The 20,962-nt window shown below is 64.9% G+C and carries 17 protein-coding genes; 10 read left to right on the top strand and 7 right to left on the bottom strand.

The features are described 5' to 3' along the window. Position 1: 1 nt before the first annotated feature. Positions 2-484, bottom strand: coding sequence for an Lrp/AsnC family transcriptional regulator (locus tag BOO69_RS15215; protein ID WP_071972946.1), 483 nt, complete (start codon positions 482-484; stop codon positions 2-4). Between the two features lie 65 nt (positions 485-549). Between BOO69_RS15215 and ehuR the strand changes: the two genes are divergently transcribed. From ehuR to doeB, 10 genes are all read left to right on the top strand, one after another. Beyond that, positions 550-1,938, top strand: coding sequence for a MocR-like ectoine utilization transcription factor EhuR (gene ehuR / locus BOO69_RS15210; protein WP_071972945.1), 1,389 nt, complete (start codon positions 550-552; stop codon positions 1,936-1,938). A gap of 112 nt (positions 1,939-2,050) precedes the next feature. Continuing rightward, on the top strand, positions 2,051-3,067 hold the full coding sequence (locus BOO69_RS15205) for a TRAP transporter substrate-binding protein (RefSeq protein ID WP_071972944.1): 1,017 nt from the start codon (positions 2,051-2,053) through the stop codon (positions 3,065-3,067). Between the two features lie 136 nt (positions 3,068-3,203). Beyond that, positions 3,204-3,761, top strand: coding sequence for a TRAP transporter small permease (locus BOO69_RS15200; protein ID WP_418361309.1), 558 nt, complete (start codon positions 3,204-3,206; stop codon positions 3,759-3,761). 3 nt (positions 3,762-3,764) lie between these two features. Then, on the top strand, positions 3,765-5,048 hold the full coding sequence (locus tag BOO69_RS15195) for a TRAP transporter large permease (RefSeq protein ID WP_071972943.1): 1,284 nt from the start codon (positions 3,765-3,767) through the stop codon (positions 5,046-5,048). Between the two features lie 7 nt (positions 5,049-5,055). Beyond that, positions 5,056-5,493, top strand: a complete 438-nt coding sequence (locus BOO69_RS15190) for a universal stress protein (RefSeq protein WP_071972942.1) — start codon at positions 5,056-5,058, stop codon at positions 5,491-5,493. A gap of 22 nt (positions 5,494-5,515) precedes the next feature. Next, positions 5,516-6,295: a maleate cis-trans isomerase family protein gene (locus BOO69_RS15185; RefSeq protein WP_216636989.1), complete on the top strand. Its 780-nt coding sequence runs from the start codon at positions 5,516-5,518 to the stop codon at positions 6,293-6,295. Beyond that, a complete protein-coding gene (gene eutB / locus BOO69_RS15180; RefSeq protein ID WP_071972940.1) occupies positions 6,292-7,269 on the top strand; it encodes a hydroxyectoine utilization dehydratase EutB in 978 nt (325 codons plus the stop codon). Before BOO69_RS15185 ends, eutB begins: the two co-directional genes overlap by 4 nt. Then, the gene (locus BOO69_RS15175; protein WP_071972939.1) at positions 7,266-8,246 is read left to right on the top strand and encodes a cyclodeaminase; all 981 of its coding nucleotides are present in this window, start codon (positions 7,266-7,268) and stop codon (positions 8,244-8,246) included. The genes eutB and BOO69_RS15175 overlap by 4 nt, the downstream gene beginning before the upstream one ends. Further along, complete coding sequence (doeA, locus tag BOO69_RS15170) at positions 8,243-9,427, top strand: ectoine hydrolase DoeA (RefSeq protein ID WP_071972938.1); 1,185 nt, start codon at positions 8,243-8,245, stop codon at positions 9,425-9,427. Before BOO69_RS15175 ends, doeA begins: the two co-directional genes overlap by 4 nt. Further along, a complete protein-coding gene (doeB, locus tag BOO69_RS15165) occupies positions 9,424-10,413 on the top strand; it encodes a N(2)-acetyl-L-2,4-diaminobutanoate deacetylase DoeB (RefSeq protein WP_071972937.1) in 990 nt (329 codons plus the stop codon). The genes doeA and doeB overlap by 4 nt, the downstream gene beginning before the upstream one ends. Here doeB and BOO69_RS15160 read toward each other — a convergent pair. The 6 genes from BOO69_RS15160 to BOO69_RS15135 all read right to left on the bottom strand — a co-directional run bounded on the left by BOO69_RS15160 (position 10,410) and on the right by BOO69_RS15135 (position 20,883). Next, the gene (locus BOO69_RS15160; RefSeq protein WP_237267494.1) at positions 10,410-12,266 is read right to left on the bottom strand and encodes an acetyl-CoA hydrolase/transferase C-terminal domain-containing protein; all 1,857 of its coding nucleotides are present in this window, start codon (positions 12,264-12,266) and stop codon (positions 10,410-10,412) included. The genes doeB and BOO69_RS15160 overlap by 4 nt on opposite strands. After that, positions 12,259-14,334 carry a 3-hydroxyacyl-CoA dehydrogenase NAD-binding domain-containing protein gene (locus tag BOO69_RS15155; RefSeq protein WP_071972936.1) on the bottom strand — a complete coding sequence of 692 codons (2,076 nt, stop codon included), beginning with the start codon at positions 14,332-14,334 and terminating at the stop codon, positions 12,259-12,261. Before BOO69_RS15155 ends, BOO69_RS15160 begins: the two co-directional genes overlap by 8 nt. Next, entirely contained in the window at positions 14,331-15,629 is a 1,299-nt protein-coding gene (locus BOO69_RS15150; protein ID WP_071972935.1) for an acetyl-CoA C-acetyltransferase, read from the bottom strand. The genes BOO69_RS15155 and BOO69_RS15150 overlap by 4 nt, the downstream gene beginning before the upstream one ends. Further along, positions 15,626-17,890: an acyl-CoA dehydrogenase gene (locus tag BOO69_RS15145; protein WP_071972934.1), complete on the bottom strand. Its 2,265-nt coding sequence runs from the start codon at positions 17,888-17,890 to the stop codon at positions 15,626-15,628. Before BOO69_RS15145 ends, BOO69_RS15150 begins: the two co-directional genes overlap by 4 nt. Positions 17,891-18,005: 115 nt before the next feature. Beyond that, on the bottom strand, positions 18,006-19,184 hold the full coding sequence (locus BOO69_RS15140) for an ABC transporter permease (protein ID WP_071972933.1): 1,179 nt from the start codon (positions 19,182-19,184) through the stop codon (positions 18,006-18,008). Positions 19,185-19,188: 4 nt separating this feature from the next. Continuing rightward, positions 19,189-20,883, bottom strand: a complete 1,695-nt coding sequence (locus BOO69_RS15135; protein WP_083545542.1) for an ABC transporter permease — start codon at positions 20,881-20,883, stop codon at positions 19,189-19,191. Between the last annotated feature and the right edge of the window lie 79 nt (positions 20,884-20,962).

The raw sequence follows: 20,962 nt of genomic DNA, 5'->3' as shown, positions 1-20,962 counted from the left end.
GCTATTTTCCGAGCAGAACGTCGAACGGCGGTGGGCCGGCCTTGACTGGTTTCGTCACGATGTAGCTGAAGAAACGCGCGACCCCCGCGCGCTGTTCCAGTACCAGTTCGATCAGGGCCTGGTAGCTGTCGATGTCCCGTGTGACCACCTGCACGAGATAGTCGTACCCCCCGCCGAGCGCCCAGCAGCCGACGATCTCTTCGTGGCGGGCGACCTCGGCCTCGAAACGGTCGAAGCTCTGGGTGCGGTGTTCGCCCAGTTCCACCATCACGAAGACGGTGACCGACGGCCCGAGGGCGCGCAGCGATACCTCCGCGCGGTAGCCGGTGATCACGCCGGCCTCTTCCAGCCTTTGCATCCGCTCCCAGCAACTGGTCTGGCCGACGCCGATGCGCCGGGCCAGCTCGCTCTTGGTGATGCGCCCGCTGGACGACAGCACGGCAAGAATTTCCAGATCGGTCCGGTCGAGGCGGTGCATCTTCATTCGGTCATCCTGTCGGCGGCACCGCCGCCCTTGTCAATTGTGCTGAAAATTGTGACGGTATTGTCATGAATAACTGGCTCCCCGACAAGAGTGAACTCAAGCGTCCGCGCTATCGTTCGCTGACGGGCGCGATCGAACGGGCCATCGAAGAGGGCAAGCTCAAGCCCGGTGATCGGCTTCCGACACACCGGGAGCTGGCGTACCGCCTGGGCCTGAGCGTGCAGACCGTCAGCCGTGCCTATACCCGCCTTGTCGAGGCGGGGCATATCGTCGGCGAGGTCGGGCGGGGCAGTTTCGTCCGCAATCCCGAGCGCGACAATGCCCTGCCTTTTCCGGCCAAGCGGGCGGGGAGCGAGACGCTGGATCTGGCGTTGCTCAAGCCCGTGGTCGACGACCTGCACCGGGAAGAGATGCAGCGGGCCCTGCGCGGGATCGCGGCTGATCTGCCGGATGCCACGGTTGCGTCCTTTCGCGCCGCGACGATCGCGGGCCGATACGCGGAAGCGGTGGAGGGATGGCTGGCCCGGCGCGGCGTGTCATGCGCGGACATGTCGGTCATCGCGACCAACGGCAATACCGCCGCCATGACCGTCGCGCTGCTGAGCGTGGCCCACGGTGGCGACCTGATCGTGACCGAGGCGATGAGTCATCACACGCTGCCGACGTTGTGCCGCAGCCTCGGCCTTCGTCTGCATGGGGTGGCGATGGATCACGAAGGCATCCTGCCCGAGGCACTGGAGGCAGTCTGCCGCGCCGATCCGGTCAAGGCCCTGTTTCTGGTCCCGGATTCCGGCCCCTTGTCGTGCCGGATGGGGCCGGCAAGGCGGCAGCGGATCGTGGAGATCGCCCGCCGCCACGACATCGCCATCATTGAGAACGACGCCTACGGCGCCTTGCAGGGGACCGAAACCGGACCGACGTTCGCGGCCCTCGCGCCGGAGCGTTGCTATTACTTCACCAGCCTGACCAAGTGTCTCCTGCCCGGCCTGCGGGTCGGTTTTCTGGTGGTGCCGCTGAACGCCGCATCCACCGTGCGCGAAAAGCACATGATCACCAACTGGATGGTGACGCCGCTGATGCACGAGATCGCGACGCGGTGGATCGAGGACGGCACCGCAGAGCGGCTGACGGACTGGCAGCGGTCGGCACTGGCCGAGCGCGCCTCCGTGGCAGAGCAGATCCTCGGATCGTCCGGCCTTCGGATCAGCGCCGGGGGGCTGCAGGGCTGGCTGCCTTGTCCGGACATCGGATCAGAGGCGCGGCTGGTCGAAAGGGCGCGGGACGCCGGCATTCTCGTCGCACCCGGTTCGACCTTTTCCATCGGTCCGGGCGCGGGTCATCCCGGTGTGCGTATCGCCTTCGGCGCGCGCGATACCGACGCCCTGCGCCGGGCGCTGCGGGTGCTGCGCGCCATCGCGACCGGGGATTCATCGGGGCGGGAACTGCATGCCTGATATTGTAATGATTTAATGTAACCATTGACTCTCAATTGTAGTGATTTCATTTTTCACGACAAAGCACGTCATGCCCGCATGGCGCGTGTTTGCAGTGAAAAAGGAGAATTTCATGACCTATAAATCGTTGTTCCTGACTGCGAGTGCCGCACTGGTCGCGGTAGCCGGTACCGCATCCGCCGACACCTGGCGCTACGCCTTCGAGGAGGCTGAAACCGAGGTGCAGGGGGTCTTTGCCCAGAAGTTCAAGGAAGAGATCGAGGCCAACTCCGACCACGAGGTTCAGCTTTTCCCCTTCGGCACGCTGGGTGAAAGCGCCGACATCATGGAACAGGCGCAGGCCGGTATCCTCCAGTTCGTCGATCAGTCTCCCGGTTTCACGGGCGCCCTGATCCCGGAGGCGCAGGTGTTCTTCGTGCCCTACCTGTTGCCGCAGGACGAGGCGACGCTTCAGGAGTTCTTCCGCAACTCCAAGGCGATCAACGAGATGTTCCCCGAACTCTACGCCGAGCAGGGGCTCGAGTTGCTGACCATGTTCCCGGAAGGCGAGGTCTGCATGACGACGCAGGAAGAAGTGCGTTCGCCCGAGGATCTGGATGGCGTCAAGTTCCGCGTCATGACCAATCCGCTGCTCGTCGAAAGCTACAACCAGTTCGGGGCGACGCCCACGCCGCTGCCATGGGGCGAGGTGTACGGCGCGCTGCAGACGGGCATCATTCAGGGCCAGGAGAACCCCGGCTTCTTCCTCGACTCGACCAAGATGTACGAGGTGACGGAGTATGTGACCTGCATCGGCCACAACAACTTCACCACCGCGATGATGGCGAACAAGGATTTCTACGACGGGCTGTCCGAAGAGGACCAGAAGCTCGTGGAGAACGCGACGGACGTCGCCTTCGACCACATCCTCGACTATCAGGCCGGGCTTCAGGACAAGTCGCTTGAAAACATCAAGAGTGCCAAGCCCGGCATGACGATCAACATCCTGTCCGAGGAAGAGCGTCAGCCGTTCATGGACACCGCTCCCGCCGTGGAGGACGCGTTCATCGAGATGACCGGTGAAAGCGGCAAGGAAATCCTCGAGCAGATGAAGGCCGACCTTGAAGCCGCGAACGCGGCAACGAACTAAGGGCCCTTGCGGTGCGTGGGGCGTCTGCACGCCCTGCGCACCGATTGCACAAAGGTATTTCAGATAGGCAGGCATCGTGTCCCAAGAAGAACAGACCCCGACCGGCGTGGTGCCAACCGATCCGGACACCGACATCCTGACGGATGATACGTCGTCGCTCCCCGGGTTTCTGGGCACGGTGGATCTGGCGATCGCCAAGCTCGAAGCGATCATGCTGGCGCTGGGCGTCCTGCTGATGGCCCTGAACACGGTGGCCAACGTGCTCGGCCGCGTGTTCTGGGAGAGCATCTATTTCTCGGAAGAACTGAACCGCATCCTGATCATCCTGATCACCTTTGCCGGGATCAGCTATGCCGCGCGTCACGGGCGGCACATCCGCATGTCGGCAATCTACGACACGCTGCCACCCTGGCCGCGCAAGCTGCTGACGATCTTCATTTCACTGGTCACGGCGATCTTCATGCTGGGACTGGCGTGGTACGCGCTGCAGTTCCTGCTCACGACGATGGGCCGGGGCCGGGTGCTGCCGGCCCTGCAGATCCCGGTCTGGATCACTCTGTGCTGGGTGCCGCTGGGGTTCTTCCTCACCGGGCTGCAATACGTGCTGACCGCGATCAAGAACATGATCGAACCGGACATCTACCTGTCCACCAACGTGCTCGAAGGGTACGACAACGACGAACGGGAGGTCTGAGGCATGGCATGGACCGTCTTCAGCGTGATGATCGTGCTGCTGCTGCTCGGGTTTCCGATGATGATCCCCCTGCTGGCCGGCACGCTGACCGGGTTCATGATGATCTTCGGCAATTTCGGTCAGCTCGAAACGGCGGTGCAGCAGATCATCGCGGGCATCAGGCCGGCATCGCTGATCGCGGTGCCGATGTTCATCTTTGCCGCCGACATCATGACGCGTGGCCAGTCCGCCGGGCGGCTGATCGACATGGTGATGAGCTTTGTCGGCCACCTGAAGGGCGGTCTCGCGGTGTCCACTGCCGCCGCCTGCACGATGTTCGGCGCGGTCTCGGGCTCGACGCAGGCGACGGTGGTCGCGGTCGGCTCGCCGCTGCGGCCCCGGATGCTGGAGGCCGGCTACAAGGACAGTTTCGTTCTGGCGCTGATCGTGAACTCCAGCGACATCGCCTTCCTGATCCCGCCGTCCATCGGCATGATCATCTACGGCGTCGTATCGAATACCTCGATCGCGGAACTGTTCATCGCGGGGATCGGTCCGGGCCTGCTGATCCTGCTGTGCTTCTCCATCTTCTCGGTCATCTACGCGGTGCGCAACGATGTGCCCACGGAACCCAAGGCGGCCTGGGCCGCGCGGTTCAAGGCGGTGCAGAAGGCGCTTTGGCCCATGGGTTTCCCGGCAATCATCATCGGCGGCATCTACGGTGGCATCTTTTCCCCGACAGAGGCCGCTGCGGCCTGCGTGCTCTACGCGCTGATCCTCGAAGTGCTGGTATTCCGTGAACTGGACCTCAAGGGGGTCTACGAGACCGCCAAGTCCACCGGGCTGATCACGGCGGTCGTCTTCATTCTCGTCGGTGCGGGCGCGGCGTTTTCATGGGTGATTTCCTTTGCCCAGATCCCGCAGACCGTGCTGGGGGCCGTGGGCATCGACGACATGGGCGCAATCGGCGTGCTGTTCGTCATCTCGATCGCGTTCTTCGTGGGCTGCATGTTCGTCGACCCCATCGTGGTCATCCTCGTGCTGGTTCCGATCTTTGCGCCCGTGGTCGATGCGGTCGGCCTCGATCCCGTGCACGTGGGCATCATCATCACGCTGCAGGTCGCCATCGGCTCGGCGACGCCGCCTTTCGGTTGTGACATCTTCACCGCCATCGCGGTTTTCAAGCGGCCCTACATGGAGGTGATCCGCGGCACACCGCCCTTCATCGTCATCCTGCTGACCGTCTCGGTCGCGCTGATCTTCTTCCCGCAGATCGCGCTGTTCCTGCGCGACATCGCGTTCAACTGAGGTAGCCATGTTCAAGACCATCCTGATCGCCTGCGACGGTTCCAACCAGTCCTCGAAGGCTCTGGACAAGGCTATCGGACTGGCCCGGTTGAGCGACGCGGAACTGCTGATCCTGACCGTGTACCGGCACCATTCGATGACCGAGGCATCGCTGTCGATGGTGCAGGGCAGGAAACACGCGACCCCGGACGAGGCGCTTTCGGAATATGCGCGCGAGATCGTGGATTCCGGCCGCAACACCGCGCGGGAGGCGGGGGTGGCCAAGGTCCGTGCCTTTGTCCGGTCGGGCCATCCCGCCCGCGCCATCGTCGAATTCGCCAAGAACCACGATGCCGACCTGATCGTGGTCGGCGCACGCGGTGCCGGGTCGATGGACGGGTTCTTTCTGGGCAGCGTGTCGCACAAGGTGACCGGGTTGTCGTCCATCCCGGTTCTGGTCGTCTGAAGGTCGGGCCATGGTGCGCGCCGTGCCTGAAATCATCCCAGCTACCTGCCGCTTGCCGGATCTGGACCTGCCCCGGCTGGGACTTATCGCCCTGTCGACCGATCTGACCTTCGAACGCGACGCGGCGCGGCTGCTTGGCTGGAACGAGGCGATCCTGCATGTCACGCGCATCCGGTTCCAGAACCCGACCACGCCCGAGAACCTGCGCGCGATGGGGCCCGATCTCGCGACCGCGGCGGCGATGCTGGTGCCGGGGGCGCGGCTTGCCGCGCTGGCCTTTGCGTGCACCTCCGCCTCCGTGACGATCAGCAATGAAGTGGTGGCGCAGGCGATAGGGCGTGTGCAGCCCGACGTGCCGGTGGTGACACCGTCCCTCGCGGCGGTCGAGGCCTTCAGGGTGCTGGGGGTGCGCCGGATCGCGCTGCTGACCCCGTATCTGCCCGAAACGACGGTGCCGATGATCGACTTCCTCGAAGACAACGGCCTGTCCGTCGTGAGGTGCGCCTGTTTCGGATTGGGCGATGATCGCGACATGGCCCGTCTTTCCCATGATTGCGTGGTGGAGGCCGCGGTGGGGCTGGATCATGACGACGTGGAGGGCGTGTTCCTGTCCTGCACCGCGATGCCGGGGCTCGACGTGATCGCCGCCATCGAGGCGCGGATCGGCAAGCCGGTCGTCGGATCGAACCAGGCAACGCTGTGGCGCTTGCGGGCTCTTGCCGGTCTGCCGGTTCGGCCCGAAGCCAGCGGAACAGGTCGGCTGTTCGACGCACCCGTCCCAGCGGCAGCGGGGCCGGGATGACCATGTCCTTCGTCACGCTGGAAGAAATTCTGGCGGCCCGCCGCCGTATCGCGGGGAAGGTGCGCCGCACCTTCTGCAATCTCTCTCCGGTCCTGACCGAACGGGCGGGGGTGCCTGTCTTCATGAAGCTGGAGCACCAGCAGATCACCGGCAGTTTCAAGCTGCGGGGCGCGACCAACGCGGTGCTGGCCCTCGACCCCGAGACCCGCGCGAAGGGTATCGTGGCCGTCTCGACCGGCAATCACGGCCGCGCGCTGGCCTATGCCGCGCGGGCGGCGGGGGCGCGGGCCACCATCTGCATGTCCGAACTCGTGCCGCGGGCCAAGATCGAGGGTATCGCGCAGCAGGGCGCGGACATCCGCATCATCGGCAGATCCCAGGACGAGGCGCAGCGGGAGGTGGATCGCCTGATCGAAGCAGAGGGCGTCGCGACGATTCCCCCCTTCGACCACCGCGACGTGATCGCGGGGCAGGGAACGCTGGGGCTGGAAATGGTCGAGGACCTGCCCGAGATGGCGACGGCGCTGGTCCAGCTTTCCGGCGGCGGCCTGATCTCGGGGGTGGCGGCCGCGATCAAGGCGCGGCGCCCCGACGTGCGCGTCATCGGGATCACGATGGAGCGGGGGGCGGCGATGCACGCCTCGCTGGCCGCCGGTAGGCCCGTGGAGGTCGAGGAATTGCCGACACTGGCGGACTCGCTGGGGGGCGGGATCGGGATCGCCAACAGGCTGACCTTTGCCATGACCCGCGATCTGGTGGATGACGTGGTTCTGCTGACGGAAGAAGAGATCGCGACCGGCATCCGCCATTGCTATCATGCCGAAGGTCAGGTGGTGGAAGGGGCCGGCGCGGTCGGTGCCGCCGCGATCCTGGCCGGGAAGGTGCGGTCGGATGGGCCGGTCGCCCTGATCCTGAGCGGCGGCAACATCGATATGGATGACCACAGGCGGCTGATATGTGGAGGAACGGCATGAGCGAGATCGCGGTTCTGGACGAAGCGACCCTGCGGGCGGCGGTGCCGCTGGATCTGGCAGCGGTCGCCTGCATCGAACGGGCCTTTGCGGCCCTCGCCGGGGAGGGCGTGGTCATGCCGCCTGTCCTGTCGATGCACCTGCCGCAGGTCAACGGCGAAGTGGATATCAAGACGGCCTTTCTTCCCGGCTTTTCGGGCTTCGCGGTCAAGGTCTCGCCCGGGTTCTTCGACAATCCGTCGCGGGGTCTGCCCTCGACCTCGGGGCTGATGGTCCTTTTCTCCGCCGAAACGGGGCGGGTTCAGGCGGTCCTGCTCGACAACGGATACCTGACCGACGTGCGCACCGCCGCTGCCGGCGCGGTGGCCGCCCGCGCCCTCGCGCGCGAGGATGCGACCAGTGCCGCGATTCTCGGCGCGGGAACGCAGGCACGGATGCAGCTGGAGGCGCTCTGCCTGGTGAGGCCCATCGACCGCGCGGTGATCTGGGCGCGCGACCCGGCCAAGGCGGAACGGGCTGCGGCGGGCTGCGCCGCGAGGCTTGGGATTCCGGTCACCGCCGCGACGGACGCGCGGGATGCGGTCTCGGGGGCCGATATCGTCGTCACGACGACGCCCGCGACCTCCCCGATACTCAGGGGCGACTGGTTGCAGCCCGGACAGCACGTGACCGCCATGGGGTCGGACCAGCCGGGCAAATCCGAACTCGACCCCGCCTGCCTGCAACGGGCGCAGATGTACGTGCCGGACAGGCAATCCCAGGCGACAAAGATGGGAGAATTGCGCGCCGCCATTGACGCCGGCGTCGTTGCGCCCGACCATGTCTTTGCGGAACTGGGCGAGGTGGTGCGTGGCGCGGCACCCGGCCGGTTCGGTCCAGACGACATCACCATTGCCGACCTGACCGGCACGGGCGTTCAGGATACCGCGATCGCGACACATGCGCTCGCGGCGGTTGCCAAGAAAGAAGACCCTTCATGACCACATTCGAAAAGAACTTTACCACGTCCGAATACCAGCGCCGGATCGACAAGACCCGCGCGGCGATGTCGGGCAGGGGGCTCGACGCGATCTTTGTCAGCGATCCGTCCAACATGTCCTGGCTCACGGGGTACGATGGATGGTCGTTCTACGTGTTTCAGGGTGTTGTCCTGACGCAGGAGGGCGAACCGGTCTGGTGGGGCCGGTCCATGGACGCGGTCGGCGCGCAGCGCACCGTATTCATGGACGAGGAGGACAGCATCCGCGGCTACGATGACACCTACGTCCAGAACCCCGAGAAACACCCGATGGAGGATCTGTCGAAGCTCCTGTCGGAACTGGGGCTCGAAAAGGCGCGGATCGGGGTGGAGATGGACAACTACTATTACTCCGCCACCGCGCACGAAGTGCTGAAGAAGCAGCTTCCGAAAGCCGGCCTGCAGGACGCGACCGGGCTGGTGAACTGGCAGCGCGCCGTGAAGTCGGAACGCGAGATCGAGTACATGCAGCGCGCCGCACGCATCGTGGAAGCGATGCACGCCCAGATCCTCGAGGTGGCCGAGCCGGGCATGCGCAAGAACGACCTGATCGCCGAGATCTATGCCACCGGCATCCGGGGCGCGCTGGGATACTGGGGCGATTATCCCGCCATCGTCCCCATGGCGCCTTCCGGTCTGGACGCGACCGCGCCGCACCTGACCTGGGACGACCGCCCGCTCGAGGTGGGCGAAGCCACGTTCTTCGAGATCGCGGGCGCGCACCGGCGCTACCAATGTCCACAGTCCCGCACCCTCTTTCTGGGGGAGGTGCCGCAGAAGTACCGCGATGCCGAGGCCGCCGTGCTTGACGCGATCGAGGCCGGGCTTGAGCAGGCCAAGCCCGGCAACCAGGCCCAGGACATCGCGAACGCGTTCAACGCCACGCTCAAGAAAGGCGGATTCGAGAAGGACAGCCGGTGCGGCTATGCGATCGGAATCAGCTATCCGCCCGACTGGGGCGAGCGGACGATCTCCTTTCGCCGGGGAGACACCACCGTGCTGGAGCCCGGCATGACCTTTCACTTCATGCCCGCACTCTGGCTGGATGACGGCGGGCTCGAGATCACAGAACCGATCCTCATCACCGAGGACGGGCACGAGTGTTTCTGCACCACCCCGCGTGAACTTTGGGTGAAGGCATGACCGCGAACCCGATCTCCCCGACCATCCCCCTCGACGCCGAAGGGGTGCAGCACGGTTTCCTCAAGCTGCCCTACAGCCGCGACGACAGTGCCTGGGGTTCGGTCATGATCCCGATCACGGTCATTGCCAACGGCGCAGGTCCGACCGCCCTTCTGACCGGGGGCAACCATGGGGACGAATACGAAGGGCCCGTCGCCCTGCAGGAGCTTGCCGCGACGCTCAAGCCCGAGGACATCACCGGGCGGGTCATCATCCTGCCGATGATGAACACCCCGGCATTCGCCGCGGGCCGCCGCTGTTCGCCGATCGACGGCGGCAACATGAACCGCAGCTACCCGGGCAAGCCCGACGGAACCGTGACCCAGAAGATCGCGCATTACATCGCCACCACCCTCGTGCCGGCCGCCGATATCGTGCTGGACTTCCATTCGGGTGGCAGCACGCTCGATTTCCTGCCGTTCGCCGCCGCGCACGTGCTGGAGGACAAGGAGCAGGAGGCCGCCTGCATGGCGGCGATGCAGGCGTTCAACGCGCCCTATTCGGTGCGCATGCTCGAAATCGACGCGGTGGGCATGTTCGATACAGAGGTGGAAACCCAAGGAAAGACATTCGTCACGACGGAACTGGGCGGCGCCGGCACCTCGACCGCGCGCAGTGTCGCGATCGCCCGCAAAGGGATCCGGAATCTCCTGCGGCACGCCGGCATCCTCTCCGGTGCGCCCGAGATCGCTGAGACGGTCCAGCTCGACATGCCGGACGAGACCTGCTTCCAGTTCGCCATGAACGCGGGGCTGATCGAGTATCAGGTCGATCTTGGGGACACGGTGGAAAAAGGCCAGCCGATCGCCCGGATCTGGCCCGCAGATCGCACTGGCGTGGCGCCGACGCCCTGCCTCGCTCGTCGGGACGGCATTCTTGCGGCACGCCACGTACCGGGTCTCGTCAAGATGGGTGATTTCGTCGGGCTGGTGGCCGTCGCCACCTAGGCCTCCGGCCTCCGGTCGGGCGCCGACAGCCGCAGCGCCCCGCGCAGGGCGCGCGCCTGCATCGGTTCCATCAGCGTCGAGGCGGCTGCGTATCCCATCCGGTCCATCGCGGCGCCTTCCTCGGGATGCGGCTTTCGGGCGATGGATGCCCAGATGAGACCGACCAGCGCCCGCTTGTCCGACGCGGCGTTGCCAAGGCGGGAAAGGGCGGGCAGCAGCGTCTGCTCGATCTCGTTGAAATCGGTGCCGAAGGGGAAGTCGGGCAGAAGGGTCTCCCGATAAGGACTGAGCCACGCCGACAGGCGTTCCGGCGTGTTCCGGCGATGCGCCTGCGGCACGTCCCAGTCCCGCGGGATCTTTCCTGCCTTGCGGGCCTCCTGCAGAAGGTCGCCCTGAAACCGGCTGTCGGCGATGCAGATCAGACGTTTGATCACCTCTTCGTCGGTCTGGCCCCGCAGGTCCGCCGCGCCGTACTCCGTGACCACGACGTCGCGCATGTGGCGCGGTACCGTGGTGACGGGCAGCTGCCAGACGATGTTCGACCCGGTTTCGCCGTTCTTGGTCCGTGTCGCCGGAAGGGTCAGGATCGCGCGTCCGTCCCGCAGGGCAAAGGCCTGCTCGAAGAAGTTGAACTGTCCGCCCACCCCGCTGACCACCTGCCCGGGCTTTGCGCTGTCGGACATGGCATCGCCCAGAAGGCTGACCTGCATCCCTCCGTTGACGAAGCGGGCGTGCTGGCGCGCCGCGCGCTTGGCATCCTCGTCTCCATAGAGCGCGTTGGTGAAGCTGACGGGTTTCATCGCGATCTTGGCGCGTTGCGCCTCTGGCATTTCCCTCAGCCGCCGATAGACGTCGCGCGCCTCGACGAAGAAGCCCGCATGAATGGCGGCGCCGTCCACTTCGCGTCGCAGGATGCCGGCCTCGAACAACGACAGCATGCCGCCCACCAGCATCTCCGTCACACCGTAGAGGCCTGTCTCGAAGGGTGCGGTGTCGTCACCCGACAGCGGGAAGGGCGCGTCCGCCCAGATACGGTCAAGCGCCGCGCTCTCGCGCAGGAGCAACGCCTGCGCCACGGCGTCGCCGATGGCGCCGATCCCGATCTGCAACGTGCCGCCGTCCCGGATCCGGCGCGCCACGTGCAGACCGATGGCGTATTGCGCGTCGGACACCGGGCGGCGGACCGCCGAGAACAGATCGAACGGCGTGTCGGGTGTGAGCATCATTTCGAACGCTGAACGGTCGACCTCGGCATCCGGGCCGGGCATGTAGGGCAAGTGCGCGTTCGTCTCGCCGACCGCCATGAAATCCATCTCGCCCCGCTCGCGCATGTCGAACAGATCGGCCGAGATATCCGTGTTGCACGACAGGCTGAAGCGGTCCGTGCCCGGTGAAACCAACTGGCAAAGCACGTTCGGTTTCTGCGCGATCAGCACGTCGCGGGCGTGGGTGTAGTTGGCGGCGATGTAATGACGCTGGGCGTAGCCGTTGCCGATCCAGGTTCCCGCCTGAAAGAAGAATTCGGACACCGTTATGTTTTCCGGCAGGGCGTCGTCGGCAATCAGTTTCGCGTACTCCAGTTCCGGATAGGCCCCGAACAGCCGGTCCATCGCCGGTTCCAGAAACCGCCGCTCCATCTCGGTGCCGGGGTCGGGACGGCGCAGGGTCAGCGCCGTGAAGATCGAAAGTGACAGCGTGCTGTCCTTGGCGGCCAGACGGGTCAGGGCGTTGACCAGCGTGACCGGCTTGCCCAGCCCAAGCGGCAAGGCAAGGCGCACATGGCCCCCTGCCTTTTCAAAGATGGCCCGCGCCATCGCTTCCGCATCGGTGAAAAGCTGCGGCAGGTCAGCCAAGGCTGTCCCATCCCTCGTCCGGTGCGAACCGGTCGCCGTGCTTTTCCTGCAATTCACGCAAACGGGCGACAATGTCCTTTGGGCCGCGCGTATGGGCGTAATGCATCGGACCGCCCCGGAACGGCGCCCAGCCGGTCGCAAAGATCATCGCGCCATCCACCTGGTCTTCGCTTTCCGCCACGCCACGGCGCAACACTTCGACGCAGGCGTCCAGCATCGGCAGGATCAGCCGGTCCGTCAGATCCTTCGGCGCCTCGGACAGGTCGGCATCGGGGTGCGGCGTGCCGTCCGACCAGTCGTAGAAACCCTTGCCGGTCTTCTTGCCCAGATCCCCCGCTTCGACCTTTTGACGCAGGTCGTCGGTAATCTCGGCCATCGGTTTCTCTAGGTTGTCGCGCAGAGATTCCGCAACGTGCAGGCCGATGTCCAACCCGACCTGATCCGCCAGCGTCACCGGCCCCATCGGCATGCCAAAACGGATCGCGGCGGTGTCGATCACCTCCTTGCTCACCCCTTCGTTCATCAGCGCCATCGCCTCCATCAGGTAGGGCGTCAGCGCGCGGTTCACCACGAAACCCGGATAATCCGTGACCAGCGCGGGCAGCTTGCCGATGCTGCCACAAAAGGCGGCAAGGCGGTCGGCCGTTTCGTCGCTTGTCCCTTCCCCCCGCACGACTTCGACAAGGTCGATACGCGACACGGGGTTGAAGAAATGCAGGCCCGCGAAGCGCGCCGTTTCAGGTGACGCACCGGCCAGCGCATCCACCGACAGGCTCGATGTGTTCGACGCAAGGATCGCGACCTTTTTCATCCGCCCTTTCAGGCCGGCATAGATCTTTTCCTTGGTATCCGGCTTTTCCGTCGCGGCCTCGATGACGAGATCGGCGGACGCGATGCCGTATCCCTTGGGATCGGGCATCAACCGGTCAAGCGCGTCGCGGGTTTCGATGCCAGACAGGTGCTTGTCCTTGCAAATCTTCGCCGCCTGCTTGATCGTCTTGCCCAGCGGATCGGTCTGGACGTCGCCCAGCGTGACGCGTTTCCCGCGAATGGCAGCCATGGCCGCGATTTCGGCACCCATGGCCCCGGCGCCGATGACGTGGACGTGTTCGATCCCGTCCTCGCCCCGTCCGGCATCCTTCAGATTTTGCCGAAGAAAGAAGACGCGGCGCAGGTTCCTGGACGTATCCGTCTTGAGAAGCGAGGCAAAACTGTGGATCTCGCCTTTCTGCATTTCCCTGCGGTCATCGCCATATTCTTCCCACAGGTCGATCAGCGCGTAGGGCGCCGGGTAATGTTCTTCGGGCGCCTGTTTTTCCGTCTTGCTGCGCATCTGTCGCGCAACGAGGCTCCGGGCCTGTTCGAACCCCAGCGCGCGGGCCTTGAGCCCCTGTTCATGGGCGTCGACCTTGCCATCCGCCGCGGCACGCACGGCTGCGGCGATGTGGCGTTCCTCCACCACCTTGTCCGCGATCCCGAGCGATTTCGCCCGGTCGGTATGCGCGGTCTTGCCGGTGAGCATCATCGTCATGGCTTCGAGCGGATCAATCAGCGCGGGCAGCCTGAACGTACCGCCAAGGCCCGGATGAAGACCGAGTTGAACTTCGGGAAAGCCAAAGGAGGCGCCGGGCGTGGCAATCCGCAGGTCGCAGGCGAGGGCCAGCTCGAAGCCCGCACCCAGCGCCGCCCCGTGCACCACGCAGATCGTCGTGCATTTCAACGCCTCGATCCTGTCCAGAACGTCATGGCCCTGCTTCAGAAGCTCATCCGCACCGTCGTCCGACAGCGCGTCGAAACTGGTAATGTCAGCGCCCGCAGCGAAACCGGCGGGTTTGGCAGAGCGGATCACCAGCGCCTTGGGCAGATCTGCCTCTGCGCCGGCCACATGCTCGTCAAGCTCTCGCAACACGTCCTGCGAGATGGTGTTCGCGGAACTGTCCTGCTTGTCCAGCACCAGCCACAGGATTCCGTCCTCGTCACGGCCCGTGCGCCACTGGCCCTTGCGCGGACCTGCGGGACCGAGCTCGAGCTTGGTCTCACCGAGGAATTCGAGAACTTTTCCGGTCATTGCACGGCCTCCAGCATCATCGCACCGCCAAGCCCGCCGCCGATGCATTCGGTTGCAATGCCCCGTTTCTCGCCCCGCGCCTTCATCGCGTTGGCAAGATGCAGCACGATGCGGTTCCCGCTGGTGCCCACCGGGTGGCCAAGAGAGATCGCGCCGCCATCCACGTTCAGCCGATCGCGGTCGATCATCCCGAAGGCGCTGTCATAGCCCAGCACCTCGCGGCAGAAATCCTCGTCGTTCCATGCTGCAAGGCAGGAAAGCACCTGCGCGGCGAAGGCTTCGTTGAGTTCCCAAAGGCCGATGTCCTCCCGTTTCAGGTCGTGCCGCTGCATGATGGGGGTCGCGGACAGGACCGGCCCCAGACCCATGATCGCCGGGTCGAGCGCCGCCCATTCGCTGTCGGTGATTTCGGCCAGCGGTTCGAGCCCGTGCGCCTCCACCGCCTTTTCGGATGCGAGGATGCACCAGCTTGCGCCGTCGGTGATCTGGCTCGCATTGCCCGCCGTCACCTTGCCGTAGGGCGGTTCGAATACCGGTTTGGGCTTGGCCAGACCTTCGAGGTCGCTATCGGGGCGCACGCCATCGTCATGGTCGTAAACCTGTCCATCCCTGTCGAACGCGGGCATGACCTCGTCATTCAGACGACCTTCCTTCTGAGCGGCGGCAAGACGATGATGGCTTTGCATCGCATAGGTGTCGGCCGACTTGCGGTCGATGCCGAAACGATGCGCCAGCACCTCCGCGGTCTGGCCCATGTTCAGCGTGGTGATCGGATCGGTCAGACCGCGTTCCAGGCCCACGACGGGTTTGAAGAACTCGGGCCGGATGCCCGTCATCGCCTTGGCCTGTTCGAGAGGGCCCTTGGCGGCGTTCATCTTGCCGAACCACTCCACCGCCGACTGGCGCAAGGTCAGCGGCGCATGGCTCAGTGCCTCCGTCCCGCCGGCCAGGATCATCTGGTGGCTTCCCTCGCGGATATAGCGGTAGGCGGTGTCGATGCTTTGCATGCCGGAACCGCAGTTGATCTGCATGGTAAAGGCGACCATCGCCTCGCCCAGGCCGAGGCGCAGCGCCGCGACACGGGCCGGGTTCATCTCGTCCGCGATGACGTTCACGCAGCCAAGGATTACCAGATCGAAAGCTGTCCGGTCGAAGGGCTGACGCGCCAAGAGCGGGCGGCCGGCCTGAACCGCCAGATCGACCGGCGTGAAGGGGCCCGGCGCACCGCGCGCCTTGAGGAACGGCGTGCGTGCGCCATCGACGAGAAAGACACGTTGTCGGTTCCTGACGCTCATTCCGCAGCCTCGCGGGGCGTGGCGCGGTAGTCATCCGACGACGTGGCACCGTGGTCCTTGAAGATCCGCGACAGCTCTTCGGGTGTGTAGTCATCGACCGCCACGACCTTGTCGACAAGCGTGTTCATTTCCTTGATCTGCGTCAGTTCGCTGTCGCTGAGCGTACCGGCTTCCTTGGCCTGTTCGGGCGTCTTTCTGGCGTCGCGCAGGCGTTTCATGACCGGTGCCATTTCCACGACCTTGGCAAAGCACGCGTTGAGCGTGTGAATGCCGTCGCCTTCCTTGCCGCCATGAAGACGGCCGATCACGCGGTCGCGCGCCTCGGACGGCTCGTAGATCACGTCGCTGACCTTGGCTGTGAGCCGGTCATTCGGGCCCCGGCGGGTGGCACCGGGCAGGGTGATGAACCGCAAGATGTACGCTGCCCAGCGGGCAGGCATGTTCGCGATCACCTCGTCCAGCGCGACCTGGATGCGCTTGAAGCCGGCGTCGGCGGCATATTGCAGCACCGGAAGATCCGCTTCCTGCCGTCCTTCGTCCTCCCAGCGTTTGAGAGCGGCGGACAGGATGTACATTTCCGACAGGATGTCGCCCATCCGGGCCGAGATCATCTCCTTGCGCTTGAGCGCGCCGCCCAGCGTGAGAAAGGCAAAGTCGGCGGTCAGCGCGTATGCCGCGGACCAGCGGGACAGCTCCTGATAGATCGGCTTGGCCGGACCGAAGTTAGCCGTCGTGCCCGTGCGGCCGCCCGTGATGGCACGGCCCCAGGCGCGGAAAAGCGTTTTGGTCGTGTGACCGACGTGCGCCCAGAAAGACTTGTCGAACATCTCGAGCGACTTCTGCTCGTCCTCCTCCTGTAGGGCCAGCATGTTGTCGAGCATGTGGGGATGCGCCCTGATCGAACCCTGCCCGAAGATGATGAGGCTTCTGGTCACGATGTTGGCGCCTTCGACCGTGATGCCGATCGGCACCGCCCGGTAAAGCGGCAGCAGATAATTCGACGGCCCGTCGATCACCGCCTTGCCGGAGTGTACGTCCATCGCGTCATTGAGCGCCTCGCGCATCCGGAAGGTCGCGTGCGCCTTCATGATGGCGGAGATGACCGAGAGCGCGCGTCCCTCGTCCAGTCCGGCGCAGGTCAGGTGACGCGCCGCGTCCATCGCGTATGAATCCGCGGCGAGGCGGCCCATGCGATCCTGAATGCCGCCGAACTTGCCGATGGGCAGGTTGAATTGCTGGCGGATCCGGGAATAGGCGCCTGTCGTATGGGCAGACAACGCGATGGCCGCACAGCCCATGGAGGGCAGCGAAATGCCGCGCCCCGCGGCCAGCGCCGACATCAGCATCATCCATCCGCGCCCGGCGTATTCCTGGCCGCCGATGATGTTGTCTAGGGGAATGAAAACGTCCGTCCCGGTGGTGGGGCCGTTCATGAACATGGTCGAGGACGGCAGGTGCCTCCGCCCGGTTTCGACCCCGTCCAAGTCTGTCGGCACCAGCGCGCAGGTGATGCCGATATCCTCCTGATCGCCCAGCAGCCCGTCGGGGTCGCGCATCTGGAAGGCCAGACCCAGCACCGTGCAGACGGGCGACAACGTGATGTAGCGCTTTGCCCAGTTCAGCCGCAGGCCGAGCACCTCCTCGCCCTCCCACATGCCTTTGCAGACAACGCCGGTGTCGATCATCGCCGATGCGTCGGACCCGGCTTCGGCGCTGGTCAGACCGAAGGCGGGCAGTTCCCGGCCGTCGGCCAGGCGGGGCAGCCAGTGGTCTTTCTGCTCTTTCGTCCCGAACTGGTGCAGCAATTCGCCGGGGCCAAGCGAATTGGGGACCATCACCGTGACCGCAGCCGCGACGGAGCGGGAAGAGATGTAGCGGACGATCTCGGAATGGGCGAAGGCCGAGAATTCCAGCCCGCCATAGGATTTCGGAATGATCATCCCGAAGAACTTCTTGTCGCGCAGGAATTGCCAGACCTCGTCGGGAAGATCACCGTCCTCGTGGTTGATCTTCCAGTCGTCGATCATCCCGCAAAGTTCCTGCACCGGACCGTCGAAGAACGCCTGTTCCTCTTCGCTCAGACGCGGGGCCTTGACGGCATGCAGCTTCTTCCAGTCGGGATTGCCCGAAAAGAGTTCCGCTTCCCACCACACTTCGCCGGCCTGAAGCGCTTCGCTTTCGGTTGACGAAAGTGCGGGAAGAGCCCCCTTGGCCCACTTGTGAATTGGCTTGGTGATGTACTTTGCGCGAATGCTGGACATGATGTGGCCCTCCTGCGAGCCAAACTCTGCCCGGGCTTCATCAGTTCCATGTGCGCGAAATGCCGCAGGGCGACCCGTGAAAGAGGCCGCCCTGCCGTGAGATCGGGTGTGGGGGTCAGCTTGGCGACATGCCGCGCAATCGCTCCGATCGCCGCCGCAGCAGCTCGAGCGTGGTCAGCAGCAGGATGGAGATGGTCACCAGCAGGGTCGCCACGGCAAGGATCGTCGGACTGATCTGTTCGCGCAGACCGATGAACATCTGCCAGGGCAGTGTCTTCTGCCCGGCGGAGCCGACGAAGAGCACAACGACGACCTCGTCGAAGGACGTGATGAAGGCAAACAGCCCGCCCGAGATCACGCCGGGAAGAATAAGCGGCATCTGCACCTTGAAAAAGGTCCGCACCGGCGAGGCGCCCATGTTGGCCGCCGCCCGTGTGAGCGAGGGGTCGAAGCCGACGAGTGTCGCCGTCACGGTGATGATGACGAAGGGAATCCCCAGCGCCGCGTGCGCGAGCACGACGCCGAGATAGGTGCCCTGAAGCCCGATACGGCTGTAGAAGAAGTACATGCCCGCCGCCGAGATGATCAGCGGCACGATCATCGGAGAAATGAGGACCGCCATGATCGCCCGCCGGAACGGGACGTGCGGCTGGCTCAGGCCGATCGCCGCCAAGGTTCCGAAGGAGACCGACAGGAGCGTCGCCACCGGCGCGATCATCAGCGAGTTGCGCAGCGCGGCCTGCCAGTCGGAGCTGTTGAAGAAGTCGCGGTAGTGCTTGAGCGAGTATCCATCCGGATCGAACCGCAGCATCTCGGGCGTGAAGGTAAAGAAGTTCTCGGCATTGAAGCTGAGCGGCATGACCACGAGGATCGGGGTGATCAGGAACACGAGGATCGCGCCGCAGATCACCCGGAACGCGAAGTGCCACAAGACCTGTCCGGGTGTGAGGTAGGGCGGCAGTTTCCTGCGGTACCGTCCCTCGTACAGCCAGTAGCCGAACCACGCGAAGAACCACCCGAAGGCCGCGCCGATGATCAGGGCGGGGATGCCCCCCATAAGGAAGCCGATCACGGCGAGGAGGGCGGTACTGCCCCAGATGCCTGCCTTCTCCGAGGATACGAACCGGGTCAGGACGAAGGCGAGGGCGCCCATCGCGATGGCGCCGATGACGATGCCCAGAAGCCCGCTGCCCTGCGCGGTGCCGACGAAGAGCCCTGCAACCGCCCCGGCGAGGGCGACCACCGGCACATAGAAGGACGGGGCAGTTCGGCTGATTGGCGTGAGTGCGGTCATGGTCCTAGCCCCCCAGTTTCACGTTGTCGATGCCGACGATCTTGTCGTAGGCCCAGTAAAGCCCCAACACGACCGCCAGCAGGATCGCCCCCAGTGCGGCGGCGAGGCCCCAGTTGAGCGAGCTGGAAATGTGATAGGCGATCCGGTTGGAGATGAACGTCCCGGTGGTGCCGCCGACGATCTCGGGCGTGATGTAGTAGCCGATCGACAGGATGAACACGAGGATGGACCCCGCGCCGATCCCCGGCACGGACTGCGGGAAGTAGACCCGCCAGAACGCTGTCCAGTTGGTCGCGCCGAGGCTCTTGGCCGCGCGCAGGTAGGCCGGCGGAATGGTCGCCATGACGGAATAGAGCGGCAGGATCATGAAAGGCAGCAGGATGTGCGTCATCGCGATGATCGTGCCGGTCTGGTTGTTGATCAGCGCCAGCCGGCCCGCGTCCGACACGATGCCGAGCCAGACCAGCGTGTCGTTGATAACGCCCTGCTGTTGCAGCATCACCTTCCAGGCCGAAGTCCGCACCAGCAGCGAGGTCCAGAAGGGCAGCAGCACAAGGATCATCAGCAGGTTCGCGGTGCGCGCGGGCAGGTTGGCCAGCAGCCATGCCACCGGGTATCCAAGCAGGATGCAGCTGCCGGTGATCATCAGCGACATGAACAGCGTCCGCAGGAACAGGGTGCCGTAGATACGCTGGTTCTCGGGCCGCAGCTCTGGACCATCCGGGGTCTTCTGCATGTCGACCGCGTTCAGGAAATAGCCGTTCGTGAAGGGGCCCGAGTAGGTCTGGATCGTCTGCCAGATCGGGGTTCGCGCCCAATCCCTGTCGATCTCGGCAAAGGCGGCGGGGTAATCCACCGTCTCGAAGTCCGCGGCGGCTGCCGCGGCGGCCTGGATTTGTGCCGCAGCGGGGCCGTTATACGCGGCGGCCATGTCGCCGTTCGGGCCGGTGAGGTCGTCGTAGAATGCGGAATAGATCAACGCCCACGGGTCTTCGTCATAGAGGTAGTCTTCTTCCTCGTTCTGGATGACGTCGGCGTAGATTTCGTACTTTTCGGCGGTCCGGGGGAAGAATTCGGCGATCCCGTCGCGCATCTCGAACCGGGGCTGCCGGTCGCCGGAGTCTTCGTCCCAGGCCTGGATATCCGCCAGCCAGGCGTCGGAGCCCATGAAGGAGTTCCAGTTCTCGCCGTCTTCCCAAAATTCGTCGAAATCCTCGAACTGGTCCTGGTAGACCTCGCCGATGTCGTCGACGCCGCGGCCCGACTTGCGGAACAGCGAGGATGCGCCGGTCAGTTCGTAGTTCAGCCGCGAACCGAGGCGGGTGTGCAGCTTGCGCTCCTGCGCGATGAACAGGTCTTCGTAGAGTGCCTTGTAGACCGGGGCACCCGGCAGATCACCTGAGGTGGAATCCCAGTCCGCCAGCGTTTCGGTGGTGCGCGGCAGGGTTTCGGCGACGATCTGGTTCTCGACGGAGCGGAACAGCATGTCGGCGATGGGCGCGATGAAGGTGACGAGAACGAAGATGAGAAGCGGGGCGATCAGGACCAGCGCGCGCAGCTTCTGACGGCGCAGGGCGCGGTTCAGGCTGCGTTTGAGCGACGTACCGTCCGCGGCTCTGATCTTGCCATCGGATTTCTTTGCCTCCCGGTCGGGGGGATCCTGTGGGATCGGCGCGGTCGTCTCGGTCACATCGCTCATCGGGGTGTCCTTCGCAGGGAATGGGGGCAGGCCGGTCGCGGTGCCCGGCCTGCGAAGGGCGGGCCAGACGGCCCGCCCA

The organism is Sulfitobacter alexandrii (genome assembly GCF_001886735.1).
Lineage (GTDB): Bacteria > Pseudomonadota > Alphaproteobacteria > Rhodobacterales > Rhodobacteraceae > Sulfitobacter > Sulfitobacter alexandrii.
This window is presented reverse-complemented; position numbering and strand designations above follow the sequence as displayed.